This is a genomic window from Oceanicoccus sagamiensis, assembly GCF_002117105.1.
GTDB lineage: Bacteria > Pseudomonadota > Gammaproteobacteria > Pseudomonadales > Dasaniaceae > Oceanicoccus > Oceanicoccus sagamiensis.
Window position 1 is genome coordinate 15,669 of sequence record NZ_CP019343.1, and the last position, 20,870, is coordinate 36,538.

Sequence of the window (20,870 nt, forward strand, 5' to 3'; positions counted from 1 at the left end):
AAAGCAGCACTCGCAGCATCATTTTGCGCCCTCCAAAATGGGGACAATGGGATCAGAGTCATTGATCCCAGCCTTTAGAGCGACCATCTCCACTGTACTTCTTGGGATATGCACCCAACAATTGAACATTTCTCCATTTTGACTATTTCAATGACTCTGACCCCATTGATCCTTTCTTCTTTATAGTTTCTCCAACTACCTTATTTCAACTGACTGATACTCTCTCTGTAAAGCTGTACTATGGTCATCATATATCTCTTCAACATAAGACAGCTTACCTGATTCTGTATAATCATACTCTCGAGAAAGTATTTTTGTTGAAACCACTTCGACAAATTCAGAATCAATATCATCGCCTAACAAATTATCGATACTTATTTGATCAACTATACCAACTTGGCCTACACCCAAAATACTGTCTTGCTTTACCACAACCTGCACAACCCGGCCATTGTCGTAGCTGATATTTTGTTTATACTTTTCTGTAGAAAATGTGCTGGATCGATCAATGTAAATTACATCAGTAACATGACCATTCTCGTCCTTAGTTACAATAGTTTCATCAATACCTACATCACCACAACTGTAAACTTCCATTTCTCCTTGCAGATAACTTACAGAAAGCATTCGAAAGAGCGACCCGGTAACCTCAATATCGCAGGATAGTACATCTCCACCTTCTGAATAATTTACCGCTATATCTGTTTCACTACTAAAGCCATCATCTATCTCCAAATAACGCACATCGACTGTAGAAGAAATAGTCAGTGGAAGGCCTTTCTCATAAATTGTATTTGAAGAAGCAACCAACTCAATAGCAGTATTACTCTGAACTATTTCGTACTCAAACAATTCGTTGGCGCTCGCTAAACGGCCATTTTCTTCGTACTCATATCTTTGCAATGAAGTTGAACTAGTTATCTCAAATTCGAAATTTTCATCTTGAAATATTGACCCTAAAGTTCGCTCGAGTTCAACACCAGGCTTATAGGGCTCGAGATTAAATAGCACATCGTATGATGTTTGCAAAATATCATAAACCATATAACCGGCCTCAGTAACCAGAGTCTGCTCAGTTAAAACATTACCTACCGAATCATAGGTCCAACTACGCTCTGCAAGCAGAGTATTCTCAGCATCCCTCTCTTCAATAGTGCTTAACCGACCATTATTCTCATAAGCATAAGTTCTTGTTAGATGAAGATCATCATTTTCCAGATCATCATATACCAGCTCAATCAAACGACCTTCAGAGTCATAATCAAGAAAGTTTTTTTCTATAGGGTCTAAACCAACGCCAGGTGCTTCGCTTATTTCTATCAAACGGCCATCTTCGTTGTATACATAGGTTGCTACATGATCAACGCTACCATCAATGCCATTATCAATAGAGTCCACCGCTGGTAGTTCCAATGAGAAGCCCACACCCAATGATCCAGCGAAATGTCTCTGTGCCTGATCCGCAGTAATATAAACACCACCATTTTCGTTAACCAACTGCTTGTATTCTGACTCTATAAACAACTGCGATTCCTGGTCAAAATCCAAATTCATATCAGCCAAAGCCGCATCCAAATCACCCAGATCAATACCATTGTCAGGGTTATGATCACGGTCAAGAGACTGGAGAAACATCAAAATATTGGTTAGCTGGTCGCCCAAACCTTTTTCGATTGCATCTTCAATATTTTCTGCGCCCAGCAAATCTAAAGGAGTAACTTCTTCTCCGCCAACGGCACTACCAAGTTCAATACCCCCAATGAGAATGCAACAGTCTCACCTTCAATATACGTAAACTCACCGGCGTCATTAGTTGTACCGGCCTGTGTTTCAGTTTCAAAATACAAGCCCGCAACCGGACTATCTAGAAAAACACCAGTACTCACTACTGGCTCTTCAGGGACAGGAGGCTTCGACGACGACCCACCTCCACTCCCACCACAAGCTTGCAACATTGTGATTATCAGGATACAAGCCAGATTATTTATTCTATTCATTAATATTCCCCATAACTTATGAAATGTTCTATATTTACCCCAACTATCGGGACTAACAAACAACGAAATAAACTATAGAAAGGCAAACAGGATATTTTCATGCATCGACCTTGATGCCCCCCCCTATTAGTAACTCTTACCATCCAAACCAACAAGAGATAACAATAGCGTTATATGCTATCGATCACTCCATTACTTAAAAACGGAAAAATTTATTTACCAGTGTAATTTCCAAAACTTCTATTCTTTACACTAAATACATAAGACACTTTAGAGAGCAAAATCCCCACCTCTTTTATGAAAAAAAATGTATTTTTTAATAAAAATAGGGAAAACTAACAGATTGATCACGGAGCGTGTTTTTTGAGTTGAGAAAATCAAATAAAAGAGGAAACTATAAATAAAAAAAGCTAGATTATCAGTTTTTGCGCGAGTCAAACCGTACGATCAACGGGAGTCAGAGTGGAATTCCCAGCAAAGAAAAACCAAGGACAGACACCCAACAATTCTAAACGCTCTATCCAAAAGATTTCTGGCAGGCTTATAGCTTCTACGTGAATCTGTTGTCACTCGAAACTTGCGATAGCTCTTTGGCTGTAAACCAGCCTCACGCATTAAACGCGCCACGCGATTAAGCCCGCAAGATATACCCTCATCACGCTAGGCGCGATGCACCCTTGGAGCACCATACACTTTGCCTGTGAGCACAAAACACTCGCTTGATCGATTCCGGTAGCTGGGCGTCAGCCATCGAGCGAGCAAATGCTGGCCGGTTAAGCCATGAGTAGTAACCGCGCCTCGATACCTTCATCACCTCACACAAACGGCTCACTGGATAATAACGGCTTTGTTCTGCAACAAAGGCAAACCTTATTCCAGTTCGCGCGCGAAGTAGATGGCTGCCTTTTTTAGGATTTCGTTATCTTCCCGGAGCCGCTTCACCTTTGCTTCTAATCCCTGCGTTGCGCCTTTAGTTGACGTCGTTCGTTTACGAACACCAGGGCCGGGGAAAGCATTATCGCCATGCTGGCCTATCTCATCTTTCCAGCGATAAAGCTTGTTGCTGGCTACACCCAATTCAAGCGCTAACTGTGAGACTTCTTTATTGCCTTGGCGTAACAAGCGCACTGTTTCTCGCTTAAATTCTGGGCTATAAGTTTCTCATTTCTTTCTGGCCATTTTGACACTCCTTCGGGGCTATTGTCCCCATTTAGGAGCATGCGTCAAACCGGGGCATGTTCAGCCTGTCCCTATAGTTTTCTTTACCAGTTTGTTGATTTTTCTACGTGGATATTAAATTCAGATTGTACAGCCTGAACTATAGCTTTTTGTTGCTCAGAAGGCTCACCCTCTAAACCAGCGACATGCTGCATCATACCGACAAGCTTAGTAACGTGAGACTCTTGAAAACCGGATTTACTTGGTGCTAGGACATGCTTAACTTCTGCATCGAGATTAATAACGTCTTTGAGGAAATGAGTCGATGACGAGAAGAGTTCTAATGAACGATTTCTTTTAATACCAAACTCATTCTCAAAGAGCTTAAGAATATCCATTTTGGTGTCACGGGTGATATCACCTTCAACATTAACCACACCCACGACTAACAATGCGGCAGCTTCCATTGTTTCAGTGAGACCATGCATCGGTTTTACACCTAATTGCTTTTCCCACTTTCTTCGTCTAACCCAAGTGAAGGGGTTAAAAGCATTAAGATCAACACCAGCATTCTGTAAACTATGCAGCGCCCAAATTAATCCCGCGACTGCTGTAATTAAACCGATAATAATATGCATTACAACTCCTTAACTACTTTAGTCCTATACTACTATAATCTTAATTGCTTGCTGAACACATAAAGGGGGTTGGTTACTTTTAAATCCCTCCGCCCCCTTTAATACTGAATGGAGGACAGACACTCATTAATAAGTTCAAATATCCAACCTTCATATGAGTGCCTGTCCCTATAGTTTATAAACCAATTTTTCTCAATCAACATATTGTATGAAACGTTTTAACTTCATAGTTATGGGCCAGATATCCGTATACTCCTTTTATCGGCGTCTGTCCTTATTGTTTTTGTTTGCGCCGGTGGAAGATGGCTTTGATCTAAAACTATTGCTGCATTTGCGGTGAACGGCATGCAACCTAGGGTAAAGGTGAACGTAATATATAAAGCAATTTTAACAATTTTATTCGGAACTAAGTGATCATTCGTTTTGTGTTGATGTTTCAATTACATTTACTCCTTTTTAATAGCAACCTAACTGATCTATTTATTGATCAATTCTTAAAGTAGCCATACAGGATGGATTCACGGACGAATCAGCCAAAGCCCCCAACCGCTCAAGTGCATAGGCTTCCGTAACTTGAGCAAGGGCATAATTAAACCTTAAGGCCAACCCCAAACCTGAATAATTAAAATCCGTGCTTTCCGCTATGATTTCAGAGGCAGGTATTACGTTTGACTTATTTAATGCCGGATGTAGCTGTATATATGTCGCTTGATCCTTATTTGAATCAAACCTAAGTGCTATTTGATTATTATCCACCATAGGAACTGCAAGCTTATGGGACCCTGGGAGCATTTCATATCTTAAAAAACCACCATTAGCTAAAACCCCTATTCCTTTTTCATCAACTCTCATTTCATAGCAAGTACCACCATCTGCAAACTGATTTTCTCTAAAAATAAATATTTCAGAATACTCTGGATTTTTATCAAATTTTTGCTCCGAAAATTTTGGACCACTAGCGGCACACCCTATCAAGCTTGCAATAAATAATAGTAAGAAACAGCCTCTCATATTAACTCCTCATCATATTTTGTGGAAAAATTGGGCCTAACCTAGGCAAAGTCACAACTGGGAAAAAAGTACAAGTTACCCCCTCCTGGTTTTCTTGCAGCCTCCTTATCTTTTCAAATGGACTCTTTTAACTTACTAACTTCTTGAAGCGCCTCACTTTCAGTCCTTGGAATCAACCCATTTGAAAAAGGCATAACCGGGATAGTGTACTCATTCCTAGAAACCCCACCATCCATATCACCAACTGAATACAAGGTTGAAACATACTCATAATAATATACTTCACCCTGCTGAAAATTTTTCTGCAACGACAAAGGCTGTACTCTTTCATCGCCATCCTTATATGAGGCGACAATAATACTCTCCCCTGGATCTACCTCAGCACGAAGATAACCCCCAACTTTCAAACATCCTATTTCTCTACCATCAATAAATATCGTAAAACAGACTGCTGAAGCAACAAACCCCATCTCACGATAAAAATAAACCAATGACTTTTCAGCAGGCACTGATTCAGGCTTCACAAATACTGGACCAGACGCAGCACAGCCACCCAACACCATTATTCCAACAAGAAAAAATAATTTTACAAATTTCATCATAACCCCTTTTTATTCCTCATATTCGACACTACAGGTTCCGCTTTTTGCCAATGCCAATTTTGACACCCTTCTCTCCCCTTCTACCTCGTCTGTAAGAGCCAGTCTTGCTCCTCCTACAAAAACACCCAACATAATTTCCTGCTCTACAAAATAGTTCCTTCCGCTTGATGCATTAAAAAATAGATGACTTGGTGAAAACTCAGACTCTGTAGTTATTTTGTGTAACTCATCTCCACCCACTTCAAGATAGAAAAATGTATCTGGAGCAGACTCGCCGACACATTCTCCATCAAGCCAAATATTCTTTTTTAAGGCTTTACCTAAAACACCTGACCTATAGATATACAATCCAGATAAACCCTCAGCCGGCGCCGGGAATGCCTTCGCCGCAAGCTCTAACTCCTTACCTTCCATTGGCACCGTAGCCGCACAACCAACAAATAGAATCGTTAACACTAAAACCAAAAATCGCTTTTCTATCACAAATAACTCCTATTTATTGACCATAAGGAAAGTCAGACCTGCCTAATCTTTCCGGGAGTTCGGGGGGACGAGTTCGGGGGACAGTTTACTTATCTCCGTATAGACATGATTAATTAAGTAAACTGTCCCCGGAATTCCCAATGACTCTGATCCCATTTGATCTGGAATGTGCGTCAAACCGAAGTAGGTTCACCCTGACCTTACTAATATTTTATTACTATTTTTTACTAAGCAAATTAATAGCAGTCTTTACCATCAGGTGTTGTTATATCAATAATCACACCATTACTATTAACCTCAAAGTAAACAGGGCACTTTGGATAAGGAAATTGATAAACCTTATTCCCATTACTCAAATTTTCTACATTTTCTTCGCCCTTATATTTAGACCTATCCAGGTGTGGACGTTCCCGAACCTCTATATATTTAGATATATCCTCCCCCTTCCACCCTTCAACATAATCTTTAAACGAAACGACCTGTGAGACACATCCCGCAACACTCAAGACACAAAGTATTAAAATAACTAATCTAGCATTCAATTTTCTCTCCTCATCAATAGTTCATCATCTACACTTATCGCGATAGGCGGATGACCATTTAGCACTTATCTACACTCCGAGCCTTCAAAATAGCCTTTCGTTATAACGTCACTCTTATCTACAACCCAATATATAGTACATTCTCTATATGGATTTTCATAAGAGTACAATTTATTACCATCACTGATAGGTGTTAATTTTTCATTCCAGCTGTAAACCTTAGTTTTTCCAGGTTTTTCAGCTATGGCTCTATAAGGTTTTACATACAAATTTCTTACAACCTCTATATCCTCACCTATTAACGACTCCTGATGCTGCTTCATACCAACAACCTGCGAGCAAGAAACAGCAAAAACCAAGCAAAGTAATAGCATTACTCTCATAACATCATCTCTTATTTTTTTCATATACTTCTTCATCTATCGCCAAAGCTACTGAAGGCATACCATCCAATAAAGCTGCCACCGTTACAGGAGCTGCCACAAACATTCCAGGCACATTCAAAAAACCAAGGACAGACACCCAACAATTGACACCAATCCCCACCAAGATTACGATTCACAACACTCACTATTGAAAGGACTCAATGATGACTCAACCAAGGAAGACTTTAGTCTCTATTACCGATACCCCCTACTACCATATCGTTTCACGCTGCGTTCGACGCTCCTATCTCTGTGGTGTTGACCATCACTCCGGTAAAAGCTACGAGCACCGACGGCAATGGATTGTTGATCGCATTCGACTACTCTCCTCTCTCTTTGCCGTCGATCTATGTAGCTATGCCGTTATGAGCAACCACTATCATCTTGTCGTTAAACTTAATCCCGATCAGGTTAACCGCCTTACAGATCAAGAAGTTATTGACCGATGGCTATCGTTATTCAAAGGCCCATTACTGGTTCAACGCTTCAATGCCGGCATAGCACTTTCAAAACCTGAACTGGATACGGTCTCTGAGATCATTACCCTCTGGCGTAAACGCCTCGCTGACCTGAGTTGGTTTATGAAATGCCTTAACCAACCTATTGCCCGTAAAGCCAACCTTGAAGATCAATGCACTGGGCACTTCTGGGAGGGGCGGTTTAAATCCCAAGCCCTGTTAACTGATGAAGCCCTTTTATCCTGCATGGCCTATGTCGACCTTAACCCTGTAAGGGCTGCCATGGCCCAAACACCCGAAGACTCTGACTACACAGCTATTCAAGAGCGCATAAAACCCCAATTTGATCTCCAGCAAGCCATACACTCTCAAACTGACAGCGAAGATTTGCTGGAATTTAATCATGCATTAAAACCCCTACTCCCCTTTGAAGGCAATATCACCAACGATAATCAGGAAGGTCTTTTATTCAGCTTTACCGATTATCTTGAGTTAGTTGACTGGACTGGGCGGGCTATTGCTTTAAACAAACGGGGCGCTATTCCCAGCCACCTACCAAACATTCTTAAACGCCTTTCGGTTAATCATAAAACCTGGCTCAGTAGCGCCACACGGTTTGAAGCTTTACATCGACACCGCTTTGGGCGAAGGCGACCCGGCACGAAGTCCACTACGGCCTAGCTACTAATTAGTCCACCCACTTTTTCTATCAAGTCTTTCTGTACTTGATGTTTCTCTATACCTCCAAAACCGTCTTTTGGCCTGTTTTTCTATAAACCAATTTTTCTCAATCAACATATTGTATAAAACGTTTTAACTTCATAGTTATGGGCCAGATATCCGTATACTCCTTTTATCGGCGTCTGTCCTTCTTGTTTTCTTTCTATAAACCAATTTTTCTCAATCAACATATTGTATAAAACGTTTTAACTTCATAGTTATGGGCCAGATATCCGTATACTCCTTTTATCGGCGTCTGTCCTTCTTGTTTTCTTTCTATAAACCAATTTTTCTCAATCAACATATTGTATAAAACGTTTTAACTTCATAGTTATGGGCCAGATATCCGTATACTCCTTTTATCGGCGTCTGTCCTTCTTGTTTTCACTGTTAACTGATGAAGCCCTTTTATCCTGCATGGCCTATGTCGACCTTAACCCTGTAAGGGCTGCCATGGCCCAAACACCCGAAGACTCTGACTACACAGCTATTCAAGAGCGCATAAAACCCCAATTTGATCTCCAGCAAGCCATACACTCTCAAACTGACAGCGAAGATTTGCTGGAATTTAATCATGCATTAAAACCCCTACTCCCCTTTGAAGGCAATATCACCAACGATAATCAGGAAGGTCTTTTATTCAGCTTTACCGATTATCTTGAGTTAGTTGACTGGACTGGGCGGACTATTGCTTTAAACAAACGGGGCGCTATTCCCAGCCACCTACCAAACATTCTTAAACGCCTTTCGGTTAATCATAAAACCTGGCTCAGTAGCGCCACACGGTTTGAAGCTTTGCATCGACACCGCTTTGGGCGAAGGCGACCCGGCACGAAGTCCACTACGGCCTAGCTACTAATTAGTCCACCCACTTTTTCTATCAAGTCTTTCTGTACTTGATGTTTCTCTATACCTCCAAAACCGTCTTTTGGCCTGTTTTTCTATAAACCAATTTTTCTCAATCAACATATTGTATGAAACGTTTTAACTTCATAGTTATGGGCCAGATATCCGTATACTCCTTTTATCGGCGTCTGTCCTTATTGTTTTTTTTAACAAAATTCCTTTCTTAAAGAAATAGCTCTTTGAGTAACTATATTCATCATCTAATACGCAGCCACCTTTTTCTATATTGAATGATAAGTAAATGCTTCCGCTATATCGAAGTTTCTTATCAATAATCTCAAAGGTAAATCCATCTTGATCATTAAAGTAGGATTTCGAGGATAGTGCATAACCAACATCATCAACAAGATACCGCATATACACACTTATTAAGCACTGCTTTTGGTTAATATCTTTTAGGGTTATCCCCTGACGATTAAAGCGCAAAGTAATCAGACCATCAGATAGAAATCTCTCATCAAGTTCAAACAATCTATGAAGATCATTTTTGCTACCTTGATAGGTAAAATCGTCTTTCTCCGAACTAGCAGAGCAGCCCGAAGAAAAAACAAATACTAAGCTAGCGATTAAAAACTGGATTAAGTGCTTCACCCTCTCTCCTTCCCCAACGCTGCCATTGGAAGCTATTACTATTACTACCATGAGACGGAATGCCTAAATGGTGTTGATACTCATGATATATCGTCTGCACTAGATTTTGCTGCCCTGTTAAATTTCGGCCAAATAAACCTGTGTGTGATTCGTGCCCAGCATAGGTTGCTTGTTTAAAGATATTTATAGCTCCACCTTTACTTGCCGAGCCTTCAATCTGAATCCAGCCATCAGCCTCCAAGGTCTTAACTTCATCCATGCTTAATACACCACGGGATTTACCGTTTTTAAACAAACCATATTCATTAGTGCGATTTTTCACAATATCAGGATTATTTAAAACATCCTCAGGGACCAACCCATTGTCGCTAAGAGTTTTTTTCGCGTCATCAAAACTGGTTGATCCATCTCCCTCTGTACCAGTTGATGTATCAGCATTAGCAGGCGGTTGCGATGCAGGAGTCATAGCCCACTTGACGGCAGCACCTATAGCCATACCAATCGCAGCTCCCTTCACCCCATCTATAAACTTGCCACCCTGCGCCTTAGTTGCTATTCCACTCGTCAACATAACCGCTGCGACAGTATTCACCCCCGCATCAGCCATAAATCCAGCAAGCCCTCCTAGCGTTTCCGCTCCCGGCATACCAAAGCTGGCAACTGATATGGCAAAACCTACGGCAGCTTCACCTATAGTACCTCCATTTGCAATAGTTATTGCTGCATTCAACCCCGCCATGATCTTTAGCATCATCGGGCACGATGCTGGCATAGTTACACAAACACCGGCCGTAATAATCGCCGACAGACCAGGAACTTCAGCAAAAGCTCTGCCAATTTGCTGCAAGGCTTTCTTTACTGGCTTCCAGATTGCCTTATGCATTTTTGTGACATAGTTTTTAAATTTATTAAACAACTTCTTCAAGAAGTACCCACTAGGGTCTGTATATGACAGCGGATTATTCTCAACATAAGAATACCGATTCAAAGCCTGAAGGTTAGTTCGATCTTGTATAAAAGGATCAGCCTGAAGGAATCGCCCTAATTCCGCATCATAAATCCGCCCTTTCATATGAATAACACCAACCCCATCCAACTGCTGATGCCCAGTAAAGCCCCTATCCGTAAACTGACTTTTCAGATCAAGCGGATCACCAATAAAATTCCCCGGATCAACCACCAGCAACTGCTGCAACGTCTCACTCTGCACCGCCCTTCTCTTACCCCAAGCATCAAAGCTAAGCCGTTCAACCACCCGCCCAAGCTCATCCGTAATCGCTGTAATACTGCCAAGGTGATCCGTATGCGTATAACGCCTTCTCTGGTCATTGGGGTTTCTTAAGCTATTACCATCCTTATCATGGCTATAAGTAACAATCGCATTACCCACATAATGCCGCTCTTCAACCTTACCTTCCTTACTTCCTGTATGGTTGATTACACGCTCATAAATACCACCCACCAAATAAGTATCACTATCATTGGTGCTGCTATTAACAACATTGATATCCCTTCTGTGAATCAACTGACGATTAATGCCATAAACCATTTCAACGGTGTTGCTGCCCTTTTGAATAAAGTCAGGTTTGTCGAAAGCGGTATAGCTTAAGGTTCTGCCATCGCCACTGGTCATATTGCCGTTGGCGTCATAACAATAGGTCGCGGTTTTTAAGTCGCCGGTTCTTGAGGTATTTATCGCCGTTACTGCGTGGGGGCCAGACACTCGATTGCATCCTGCTTCTTGGGTGCCATAGGTATAGGCCCCACTCGGCTTTTATAGGTTATATTGCCCAGCGCATCGTATTCCACTTCAGTGTGCTGGCTGCTGCCGCTGCCATAATCACTCCAGGCATCGCTTAGGCGATTTAAGTTGTCATAGGTATAAGACTCATAAAACCCTATCGCCGCATCACTGCGGTAAACCAGATTACCCACCAGATCAAAGTCCACGGTAATGTCCTGCACCGCAGGGTCACCGCTTACCAGTTCCAGCAAACTATGGCTGCCAATACTTTCCAGATAGCCGGTAGTCTGGTTATAGACTTTATCGGTGGTAACACTATTACCATGTAGCTGTGTGGTGATATTCCCTCTGGCATCTATCGCCTCGGGGCGGCTATAGAGAATACTGCCGTCTAAGTTATAGGTGCCGGTGTTATAGCCCAGGTTGTTATAGCGCTGTTTAACTTCCAGGCGCGCATGGCTGCCACTGGAGCTGGGGTAGCTCAGCACATCGGGGCGGCTGTAGTTATCGTAGCTGGTGTTAACGGTAAAGCTTTCACCTTTTATGACGGTTGTGGTTTGCGTTGCGCGGCCTAAGCTATCGTAGCCATGTGACTCAAAGTACTCGGGGCTACTGGCGCTGGCTAACTGGCCTAAACCATTGCCAGTGCTGTTATAGGTCCAAGTGCTAACGTCTCCACCATTGCCACTGCATTGCTGGTTGGCTTGGGCGTTTTGACCAAGGCTGGTGGCTTTGCTGCCGGTGTAGTTATCTACCCGTTTTACCATTCTGCCCAATGTGTCATAGGCCATACAGGTGGTTTCACCTTTGGCGTTGGTTTGGGTGATGAGTTGGCCAAGGCCGTTATAGGTGTATGACCAGTTGCCTTTGTCAGGGTCGCTCATTGCCGTTTTATGGCCAAGAGCATTGTAGGTAATAGTGGTGCTATTGCCGCTGGGGTCCAGTACTTCGGTTTGGCGGCCCAGGCTATCGTAGTGGTAGCTAATGGTCTGGTTGTTATTGTCGGTGACTGCCAGCAGATTATTTAAGGCATCGCGAGTTTCTACTTTGCGTTGGTTTTTACCGTAAATGTCGATACGGGATATGCTCACCAAACCATTATGCTCTACGGTATCTTCCCTATCACTGGTTTCTGTTGAGCTAACAGGACGACCGAGAATATCGTAGTCAATCTCATTAAACAGAATATTACCGCCCGCAAAGTACGGCTCGCTCACCCCTACATTATGGCCAAGGTGATCAAACTCGCTATCTACCCTCACTTCCCTGCCATCCATGGCCAGACTGATGGTGCGCAAGGTGCGGCCCAGTTTATCTATTGCTTTATGTACGGGCGTACCACCTTCGGTATAGGTGGTATGTAGATAGGCGGCATTGCCATTGTTTGGGCAACTGCTATCGCAATCACGGAAGATGCTATAGCTAGACACTGCCGCAGCGGTACCGTAGGCGCTAATGGTTTCACTGGGGCGGCCAAGGCTATCGTATTTATAGAAAGTTTGCAGGCCGTTAGGTGCGGTGCTTAAACGCAATTTACCGGGGTAGGCACCGCTGCCAAATTCATTGGCACCGTAGTAGTTGTGTTGCGTCAGGTTATTTTGCGCATCGCGGCTTTGGATCGGATATAAACCATAGGCACTGTCATAAACAACGCTTTGGCTGCGGTCGGCAAAGTCCGGGCCTTTGATGGTGGTGGCCAACAAGTTGCCAAAGCTGTCTTGTTGCAGTGTGCCATTGATATCTTCACCGTAGCGAGTTTCATGCAGCACGGCACCGCCTTGCGGGTTAAGGATTTGCTCGGCCAGTTTGCGGCCGGTGCTGCTATGGTATTCAAAGGTGCTAATGCGTTTTAGCGGTGGCGCACTTTGGCTATGGTCGGTTACTTCAACTTCGGCGCGGCTAAGCAAACCTAGCAACCAGTTAGTGGTGTCTGGGGTTTTCCAGCTATTGGTGGTGACGCTGGTGCGCATGACGGCGCCACCGGTTTCAGCGTTATATACACGGCTGGTTAAGGTCAGGGGGTTGCTATAGTTATCGTAGCTGTAGTCGTTCACTTCTCTATGCAAGAAGGCATCGTTTAAATCCTTTTTAATGACAGTGGTTTGACTCAGGTCTATATGGTGAAGCTGCCCTTCAATACCGGGGGCACTTTGATCCTGCCATTTTGTTGCCCAGTGGTTGCGGGTCAAGCTCAGTACGGCGTTGTTAGGCGCAATGGTTTTTACTTCGGTTACTGTGCCCTGTTTGTGGTTGCTATAGTCATGGCTATAACTGACTTCGGTGCGGATACCGGTGTCGTTATTGATTGTGGTCATCAACTGGAAGCCGAGGCTACCCAAACCCGCAATATGGGTACGCAGGCCCTCGTACTTGTAGTTGGTGCTATGGGCACCACCAATACCATCACTTTGGGTTAATTGTTCTACGGCATAGACGGTGCTGTTTTCTGCCAATAGCGGATAAGTACTGTCACCGTTTTGCTGGTAGAAACCGGCGGCACCGCTTTCATGTAAACCGCGGTAACTAAAGGTGGTTTCAACGCCAAAGCCGTTGGTGATCGACGTCAGGTAGTCGGGCCGCTGGCCGTTATGGGTGTAGCGGTAGTTTTGCCCGCTGCCGCTGCCCAGTACCACCACATCATCCAGGCTGTCGCCGTTATAGTCGAGCACGACGGCATGGCGGTTGGCGGGCAAGGTGCCGCTGATATGCGCGCTGGCATCGATCGCACTCACCGTGCCGGTATTATCCATGGCAATCAATTTATTTTTCAGCCATAACTCGCTGCGGCCATCGGCGTTGTAGTCCAGGTTGCGGCCACGCTTCCATTCGGAGTTATTGGCGGTAATGCCGGGCACAGTGGTTCTGGCAGTAAAGCCATCACCGGTATTTAATACATAGACAATTTGGCTGCTGCTATTGCGGAATAATAAATCCGTCAGCCCATCACCATTCAGGTCAATGGGTTTGGCGCCGCGCTCTCTATCCACACCCGATAAGGTTGTTGGCACCTCCCGGAAACCGCTGCCGGTTGAGATATAGGCCAGGTAGTAGCTGCTTAATGGCACCAGTAAATCTTGCAGGCCATCGCCGTTGACATCCATGGTCAGGGTATTGCCACGGGCGGTATCACCGTAGGAGCTTAGGCCGGTATCGTTAGCGCCAGCAAAACCGCTATCGGTCATCAGGCGATAGAACCAATGACCATTGCTGCCGCGGTAAACCAGGTCACCGCGACCATCGCCGTTGATATCCATAATCTTCGGTTGTTTTTTATAGCCGGTATTGGGGATGCCGGTATTTTGCGCGGGTAAAAAGTTGGGGCTGCCAGCATCGGCTAATAGCACATACCAATAACCATGACGTTCAACTAATAAGTCATCCCGCAGGTCATTGTTATAACGCAGGCTTAAGGCGTAGCTTCTGTCTTCGCCGGTAATCGCGGTTGAGGTGATATGCCAGTCAGACAGGGTATCAGCACTGCCCAGTGCTACTTTCCAAGTGCTATCGGCATTGGAAATAATATCGGAGTAACCATCGCCATTGATATCCATGGCCCAGGGCACGCGGTTTTCATTGTAGTTAAAGCTGCTGATATTGCTGGGCTGGTTGCTATAGCCCGCCTGGCCTAGTTGCCAGTCAAAGGTGGTTGGGCTTAAGCATTCGCTGCCAAGGCTAGCACCGGGGCATTCTGTTATCTGTTCGATTTTAGAATGCTGAGTGCTACCGCCGTGCTGGTAATCGATATGCAATGAGCGCAGTGCCGTGCTATCACTATAACTAACAACTTTACTAAGGCGCTGCGATTGGTTTAACAGTGCGCCAGCAAAATAGGCTTGGCTTTTATCGCTGCGCTCTTCCCACTCAAAACCAATACGGTGCAGGTTATCGTTATAGCGCACTTCGCTTAAACGCTGCTCGCCGGTGCTGTCATCGTTATCATAATCGAAGTGGATGCTATTGCCCTGGCGGTCTTCAATACGGCTGACCATCCATTGGTAGGTTTGGGTTGCCGTGGTGCTTTCATACTCGGTGCATATTTCTCCAGTACCGATACCGCCGATTAGATCAAAGTTAATGGGCACGGAGTTGATGCAGTGCTCGGTGGTAATGCTGCGTGATAATCGCGAGTCGGGGGTAGTGCCTAAATAGAGTATGCGGCCATCACGGGTATGTACCCTAAAGCCATTATCACTGCCACTGCCATCGGTACTGGCCAGTGTGCCTTCCACGCCAATGGATTCTATTTTTGAAAAGCTATTACGCAGTGTGCGGTACTCTGTTCCATTGGCACCGTAGGCTCCGCTGGTACTTACCAAACGCTGACCATCCATACACAGCTTGTCGTTATTATCAAAATTAACGCCATTCACTTCACCGTCCAAAGCGTAGTTGCTGCTGCAACGATGAATTAAGCTCAGGCCGCCAATATTCCAACCCACTCCCAGCTCGGTATTGCCGCCGTTGCTGTTATAGGCCAGTGATAATTGTGGCGTTAAACCGCCCCGCCCTCCTGCGGCGGGAATGGAAATGCTGTAGTTGGCGCTGCCATCGCTGGACACTTCATGGCTGCCGCCGGTGGCACCGATACCGCTATCACTGCCGGGTACGCTATAAGCCGATACGCTATCAAGCGGGTTGGCTGCTATCGGCTCGGGTTTTAGTACTTGCACCTCATGTACCGGTGTAGCGCTGCCGCAGTTGGGGCCGTTGCAAGCTGTCACCTGATAGCGGTAATTGCCATTATCTTTATTGCTAAAGCTGGCGGAGGTGGCGCTGCTGGTTTGAATGGTTTGCCACAGGCCGTCGTCGATTTGTTGTTCCAATTGGTATTCGCTCACGTTACCCGTGGCCGCTGCCCAACTTACATTAAAGTTGCCATTATTCGATGAGAGGGGGCCGTGGATATCACCGGGGGCACTGGGTGCGTTGTATACGGTGACAGCCTTGGCGGTGCTTGCCGCACTGCAACTCAAGCTATTACAGGCTCTCACGGTATAGCTGTAACTGCCATCATCGAGGTTGTTTAGCATAAGTGTTCGGCTGTTGCCGTTATCTTGCCAGGCTGCATTGCCCTGACGAGTTTCGTAGTGGCTAACACTGCCGCTGGGTGCCGCCCAGTTTAAGTTAAAGCTGCCGCTGCCATCGCTGGTCGATGGCCCCTGCACTTGCGGTATACCCGGTGTGCGCAGCAGTTGTATTTGCCGCGCGCTGCTGTTGTTTGAGCAGACAGCGTGGTTGCAGGCTTGCACTTTATAGCTGGGGTTGCCATCTGGCTGGTTATTAAACGCCTTGCTGGTGGTGCTTAGTTGGCTGTGTATTTCACTGTTGTTTTTATACAGTTTGTAGTGGGTTACGGTACCGCTGGGTTTTAGCCAGTTAAGGCTAAAGCTGCCGTTGATACTGGTATTGGCGGTGGTACTGCTATGGCTGCTGCTGATTGTGGGTTGCGCCACAACACCCGGCATAAAGGCAACGCGCACAGTGACGGTATTGGTGGTATCACCACAGCCAACCACATCAAGACAAGCGGTTACGCGGTAGTTGTAGAGGTCTTCAACGGTTTTTGTCAGGTTGAGGTAGGGGTTGTTAACGCGGGTGGCAAGGGTTGACCAAGCTCCACTCCCCCGCTTTTCTTCTACCGTATAGTGCACACCAGAAACGGTGACTGCTGACCATTGCAGGCGGAAGTTGCCATCGGCATCGGCCGTATTGTGTGAGACGTTGGCAAGGCTGATAGCATCGGGCGTGCCTGGCGGGTTTACATGGACGTTGTTGCTGCTGGCGCTATAAGCACTACAGCCACTGGCATTACAGGCGGCAATGCGGAATATATAATTTTCCTGTGGGTTGCCGTTGGCATCGTAGGCCTGACGGGTTAATGACAATGAGGTGGGTTTGCCGCTGCCCGTTTCTTTATTACGCCAGCTGCTGCCACCATTTACGGAGTCCTGGATTTTGTAGCTGGTGATATAGCCTGTGCCGTAGCCAATGCTTAATACAAAGCGGCCATCAGAATCCGCCGGCCCTGAGATATGGGTCGGCTTGGCCGGGGTGCGAAGTACATCCTGCCGTTTTTCTGGGGTATAGGCGCTACACACATTATCGGCATTACAAGCTCTTACCAGATATTTATAGTGGCCGTCTGGTTTATTGGTTTCTGTAAAACTCCTATTAGCTCCGTTATAGACTGTACTCCAAGTACTGTAAGTTGAGCTTGCGTAAGCGGCATTTTTTCGCAATAACTGATAGCGCGCCACTGTACCGGTGGCCACACCCCAGTGAACGCTATAGTTGCCATCTATATCCCTGATGCCATGGCTGTTGCCACTAAAGGTAACCCCACCGGGCACGCCTGGTTTTTTTAAAATAGTGGTATAAGCATAAGCACTATTGACCCAGCCGCTATCGTTGTAGGCACGGATAAAATACTGGTAATGACCATCGGTGGTCCGGCTCTGGTTAAGGGTACGGGGGCTCGTGGGTAACAACGCGCTAGGCGTCCAACTGCCAGAATAGCTTGGTGTGCCTGTTGTATAGTTAGCGCGGCGGTAAAAAACGCGGTAGTTATTGCTGATGCCACTGCTGGCTGTCCAGTTAACAACAAAATGGGGATCGGCGTTATTGGCTTTTGCGGTAAAGGTTGGCTTGCCCGGTGGGCCGGGTTTTCTGAGTACGGTTGCGGTTCTCACCACAGAGTTGCCGGAGCAACCGGCCTCATTACAGGCGCGCACATAGTATTGGTAATGGCCATCAGCCTTATTGCTTTCTGTTTGGCTGGTCGCTGTGGGGTTTACAAAATTACTGTAACCCGAATAACTGGAAGAACCGTAACTGGCGGTACGTCGGTAGAGTTTGTAGTAGGTTATTCTGCCGCTCGACGGATTCCATTTGGGGGCATAGGTCGGGTCGGTATTGGCGGTTTTACCCTCGATCCAGAAAGTGCCAATGGTGCCGGGTTTTCTTAACACATTGACTGTGCGAGCAGCAGACCAGTCGCCGCAAAAGCTATAGTTATTACAGGACCTGACATAATATTGATAATGACCATCAGCAAGATTGCTTTCTGCATGGCTAGTCGGTATTGGTCCGGAGGCTGAAGGCCGCGTAAAGGTAAACCAGGTCCACCCGCTCCAAGTACTCGTGCCGTAGTTTGCTTTGCGGCGAATCAGTTGGTAATAATTGACATTGCCGCCTACTGCGTTCCAGCTGATATTAAAGTTCAGGTCTGAATAACCATCTTGATTAGTTAAGGTAGGCGTATTCGGTTTTGGCGGCGGATGCCTGACGGTAATTTTTTGGGGTATTTCCTTTTGGTCTACATAAATCCAACCGCCCATCGAGCCTAAATTAAAGTTAAAAATCCAGCGCATACGGTACTCGTAGTCACCATTGCTTTTTTCGCTATAGGGTTTTGAGGTATAGGTGTAGGCATTACGCTCATTGCTCCATGACTCACTAGTGCCAACTTTTTGCTCTAAACGGTAAACACCCATAACCGGTGTTTTGGCCGCCCATTTAACGGTATATGCTCCATCCCGGTCCCTGAAGTTTGCGTCGATATTGTCAAAGGCCAAGGTGGTGGGAGAACCAATGGTTAAGCTAACGGTTTTATAGCTGGTATCATTGCTGCAACCGGCCTGGTTACAGGCGCGCACACGGTATTTGTAGGTACCTGCCAGTGTTTTTCCTTGTACCTGAAAACTGCGGTTTGCTCCTGTATAGACTTTAACTTCTTCACTGCTATTAAACTTTTCTCGCAACTCATAATAAGTGGCGGTTGATGCGGCAGGCCAGCTAATGGTCCACGACCCTGAATAGGCGTGAGTGACATTGCTGCTGGATGAACTGATGCTGGAGGGTGCCGGTGGCGGATCGGTTTCATAACAATAAAAATAAGGATTAAACGGAATGGGCTCACAGACCTGTTCAGCCTGCACGGTCAAAGAGGATAGAAGAAAGAGTAAACCCATCAAGAATTTGACTGGATTTTTCATACAATACACTCGCTTTACTGCACTGGTCAGCATCATAAATCGTTAAAGTGTTATTAATTAGCTATTGTTATCGCCGCTTTCTGGCTGTGCTTGTTGTTGCTCCAATGCCTGAAGCTCTTCTGCCACCTCGTTAACATCAACCGACGTTTCAATCACTGTCGCTTCCATTTCTTCTAAGGCCGATAGAACATTATCAAGGCGCCCCCGAGTCTGGGTCGTGATTAACGATTGCATAACTTCTGGAAAGGTCGCGACAAAAGCTTGCTCTAACTGCTGGCACTGATCCGTTAGTTGCTGGCGTTTTACTGTAGCGGCTTCCAAAGTGGACATAATGTTATTGACACAGCTCTGATAGGCTGATGCCGCCAACTGGATCTCTTCAGGCAAATCGTCGATTGTTTTTGTTTCAATCTGCACCGGATCAACCGCAGCGTCTGCCGGGTTATCGTCTTCAGCGTCTATTGCACTGGCCACGGCCGGTAGCGTGATAAACAACAACAGCACCAAGCTACGTTGTAAGGGTTTTAATCGATGTGATAACTGCCGGGTCATAACCATCTCCAATTAACGGTATTTAGTGTATGTGTTAGCCTTACTCTCGGTTGGCCACCCAATCGAGGGTGGCCTCAGGAAACCCTGTCAGCTGGATAGCAACAGTACCTTTGATTTGTTCGCTATCAGGGGCGATAACACCACGGTAGCGATAACGTATTTGGCCCTGCCCACCCTGGCGCCTTACCGTCATTTGAAAAACATTGCCCTTCACCCAGGCCACAATGGGGTAGCCCGCGATATCGCCGGTCAGTAATTGTTGTTGCTGTTTTAATAAGAGGGGCTGGGGTGGAGCGTTTTCACTAACGCCGATTTGCGACTGCCACTGCCCTACCACGGTGCTTAGCGGAAGTGTTGGATCGGCATTGTTCTGGTAATACTCAAGTCCGGAGGTTGCTTGCGGTAAAGCCGCCCCCGTCTTTTCAACTGGCTGAACTGGCTCACCAGTCTGTATTGGGCTGGTTGGTTCTGGAATATTGCCCTCGCTATCGGGAGCTTTAATAAGCCGGTGATGGCTGTTGGCTGACTGATTGTCATCGCTTAGAAAGTTGAACAAGATCAAACCGAACAGGAATGTAAAAATTACAATCTGCAGGATATATCTAGATTCAATAGCATTAGCATTGTTCTGCTTTTTTTGACTGCCCACGTATAAAATTCCTGTATTAAACCCACTCTTGAAAAATCAGAAATATTCCTTTGGCGGATAACGAAGCGAATCCTAAATTGAATACGTAGTAAATCCAGAGCAAAAATGGCATCAAAAATTTAACATTTTTGACATAGTCACTAATGGCAAGGCTTGCAGCGATAAATGGCAGCTAATAAATTTAAAACTGGCAGGAAATTAATACTAAAGTATTAGGCAGTACCTATGATTTGGTATTAAAAATCAAAAAAATTTAACATTTTTTACAGGATGTTCTGTGGTGGCCTTTTACAAAAAACACTGTTGGTTTAGTATTTTATCCAGCCATATCTTTACAGCAAGCTCTTCGCAGAAAGTTTTTGGCAGAACCACGTCTCCGCTTTCTTCCAAGAGCCAACCC

General features: G+C 45.3%; 15 protein-coding genes and 1 pseudogene. 2 read left to right on the forward strand and 14 right to left on the reverse strand.

The genetic code is table 11. The features are described from left to right. Positions 1-195: 195 nt before the first annotated feature. From BST96_RS00080 to BST96_RS00120, 9 genes and pseudogenes are all read right to left on the reverse strand, one after another. Complete coding sequence (locus BST96_RS00080) at positions 196-1,704, reverse strand: hypothetical protein (RefSeq protein WP_085756736.1); 1,509 nt, start codon at positions 1,702-1,704, stop codon at positions 196-198. 740 nt (positions 1,705-2,444) lie between these two features. Beyond that, on the reverse strand, positions 2,445-2,645 hold the full coding sequence (locus BST96_RS21415; RefSeq protein ID WP_420814637.1) for a hypothetical protein: 201 nt from the start codon (positions 2,643-2,645) through the stop codon (positions 2,445-2,447). Positions 2,646-2,867: 222 nt separating this feature from the next. Further along, a pseudogene (locus BST96_RS00090) lies at positions 2,868-3,143 on the reverse strand (transposase); the annotation flags it as partial. Between the two features lie 116 nt (positions 3,144-3,259). Then, positions 3,260-3,793, reverse strand: coding sequence for a hypothetical protein (locus BST96_RS00095; protein WP_085756739.1), 534 nt, complete (start codon positions 3,791-3,793; stop codon positions 3,260-3,262). 480 nt (positions 3,794-4,273) lie between these two features. Further along, positions 4,274-4,804 (reverse strand): hypothetical protein, encoded by a 531-nt coding sequence (locus BST96_RS00100; protein ID WP_085756740.1) that lies wholly within the window; start codon positions 4,802-4,804, stop codon positions 4,274-4,276. Positions 4,805-4,917: 113 nt separating this feature from the next. Next, complete coding sequence (locus BST96_RS00105; protein ID WP_085756741.1) at positions 4,918-5,406, reverse strand: DUF2846 domain-containing protein; 489 nt, start codon at positions 5,404-5,406, stop codon at positions 4,918-4,920. 9 nt (positions 5,407-5,415) lie between these two features. After that, complete coding sequence (locus BST96_RS00110) at positions 5,416-5,889, reverse strand: DUF2846 domain-containing protein (RefSeq protein WP_157117795.1); 474 nt, start codon at positions 5,887-5,889, stop codon at positions 5,416-5,418. 236 nt (positions 5,890-6,125) lie between these two features. Next, the gene (locus BST96_RS00115; protein WP_085756742.1) at positions 6,126-6,431 is read right to left on the reverse strand and encodes a hypothetical protein; all 306 of its coding nucleotides are present in this window, start codon (positions 6,429-6,431) and stop codon (positions 6,126-6,128) included. Between the two features lie 65 nt (positions 6,432-6,496). Beyond that, positions 6,497-6,838: a hypothetical protein gene (locus tag BST96_RS00120; RefSeq protein WP_157117796.1), complete on the reverse strand. Its 342-nt coding sequence runs from the start codon at positions 6,836-6,838 to the stop codon at positions 6,497-6,499. A gap of 182 nt (positions 6,839-7,020) precedes the next feature. Here BST96_RS00120 and BST96_RS00125 point away from each other — a divergent pair, with 182 nt between their 5' ends. After that, a complete protein-coding gene (locus BST96_RS00125; RefSeq protein WP_085756744.1) occupies positions 7,021-7,995 on the forward strand; it encodes a transposase in 975 nt (324 codons plus the stop codon). A 417-nt stretch (positions 7,996-8,412) separates the two neighbouring features. Continuing rightward, positions 8,413-8,886 carry a hypothetical protein gene (locus BST96_RS00130; RefSeq protein WP_085756745.1) on the forward strand — a complete coding sequence of 158 codons (474 nt, stop codon included), beginning with the start codon at positions 8,413-8,415 and terminating at the stop codon, positions 8,884-8,886. A gap of 144 nt (positions 8,887-9,030) precedes the next feature. Here the strand turns inward: BST96_RS00130 and BST96_RS00135 are convergent, their stop codons facing one another. The 5 genes from BST96_RS00135 to BST96_RS00155 are packed head-to-tail and all read right to left on the reverse strand — an operon-like array spanning position 9,031 to position 20,377. Continuing rightward, positions 9,031-9,531 (reverse strand): hypothetical protein, encoded by a 501-nt coding sequence (locus tag BST96_RS00135; RefSeq protein ID WP_085756746.1) that lies wholly within the window; start codon positions 9,529-9,531, stop codon positions 9,031-9,033. Then, positions 9,500-11,254 carry an RHS repeat domain-containing protein gene (locus tag BST96_RS00140; protein ID WP_085756747.1) on the reverse strand — a complete coding sequence of 585 codons (1,755 nt, stop codon included), beginning with the start codon at positions 11,252-11,254 and terminating at the stop codon, positions 9,500-9,502. Before BST96_RS00140 ends, BST96_RS00135 begins: the two co-directional genes overlap by 32 nt. Next, positions 11,233-19,269 carry an FG-GAP-like repeat-containing protein gene (locus BST96_RS00145; protein WP_169713849.1) on the reverse strand — a complete coding sequence of 2,679 codons (8,037 nt, stop codon included), beginning with the start codon at positions 19,267-19,269 and terminating at the stop codon, positions 11,233-11,235. Before BST96_RS00145 ends, BST96_RS00140 begins: the two co-directional genes overlap by 22 nt. Positions 19,270-19,326: 57 nt before the next feature. After that, the gene (locus BST96_RS00150; RefSeq protein WP_085756749.1) at positions 19,327-19,821 is read right to left on the reverse strand and encodes a hypothetical protein; all 495 of its coding nucleotides are present in this window, start codon (positions 19,819-19,821) and stop codon (positions 19,327-19,329) included. A gap of 40 nt (positions 19,822-19,861) precedes the next feature. Then, a complete protein-coding gene (locus tag BST96_RS00155; protein WP_157117797.1) occupies positions 19,862-20,377 on the reverse strand; it encodes a hypothetical protein in 516 nt (171 codons plus the stop codon). Between the last annotated feature and the right edge of the window lie 493 nt (positions 20,378-20,870).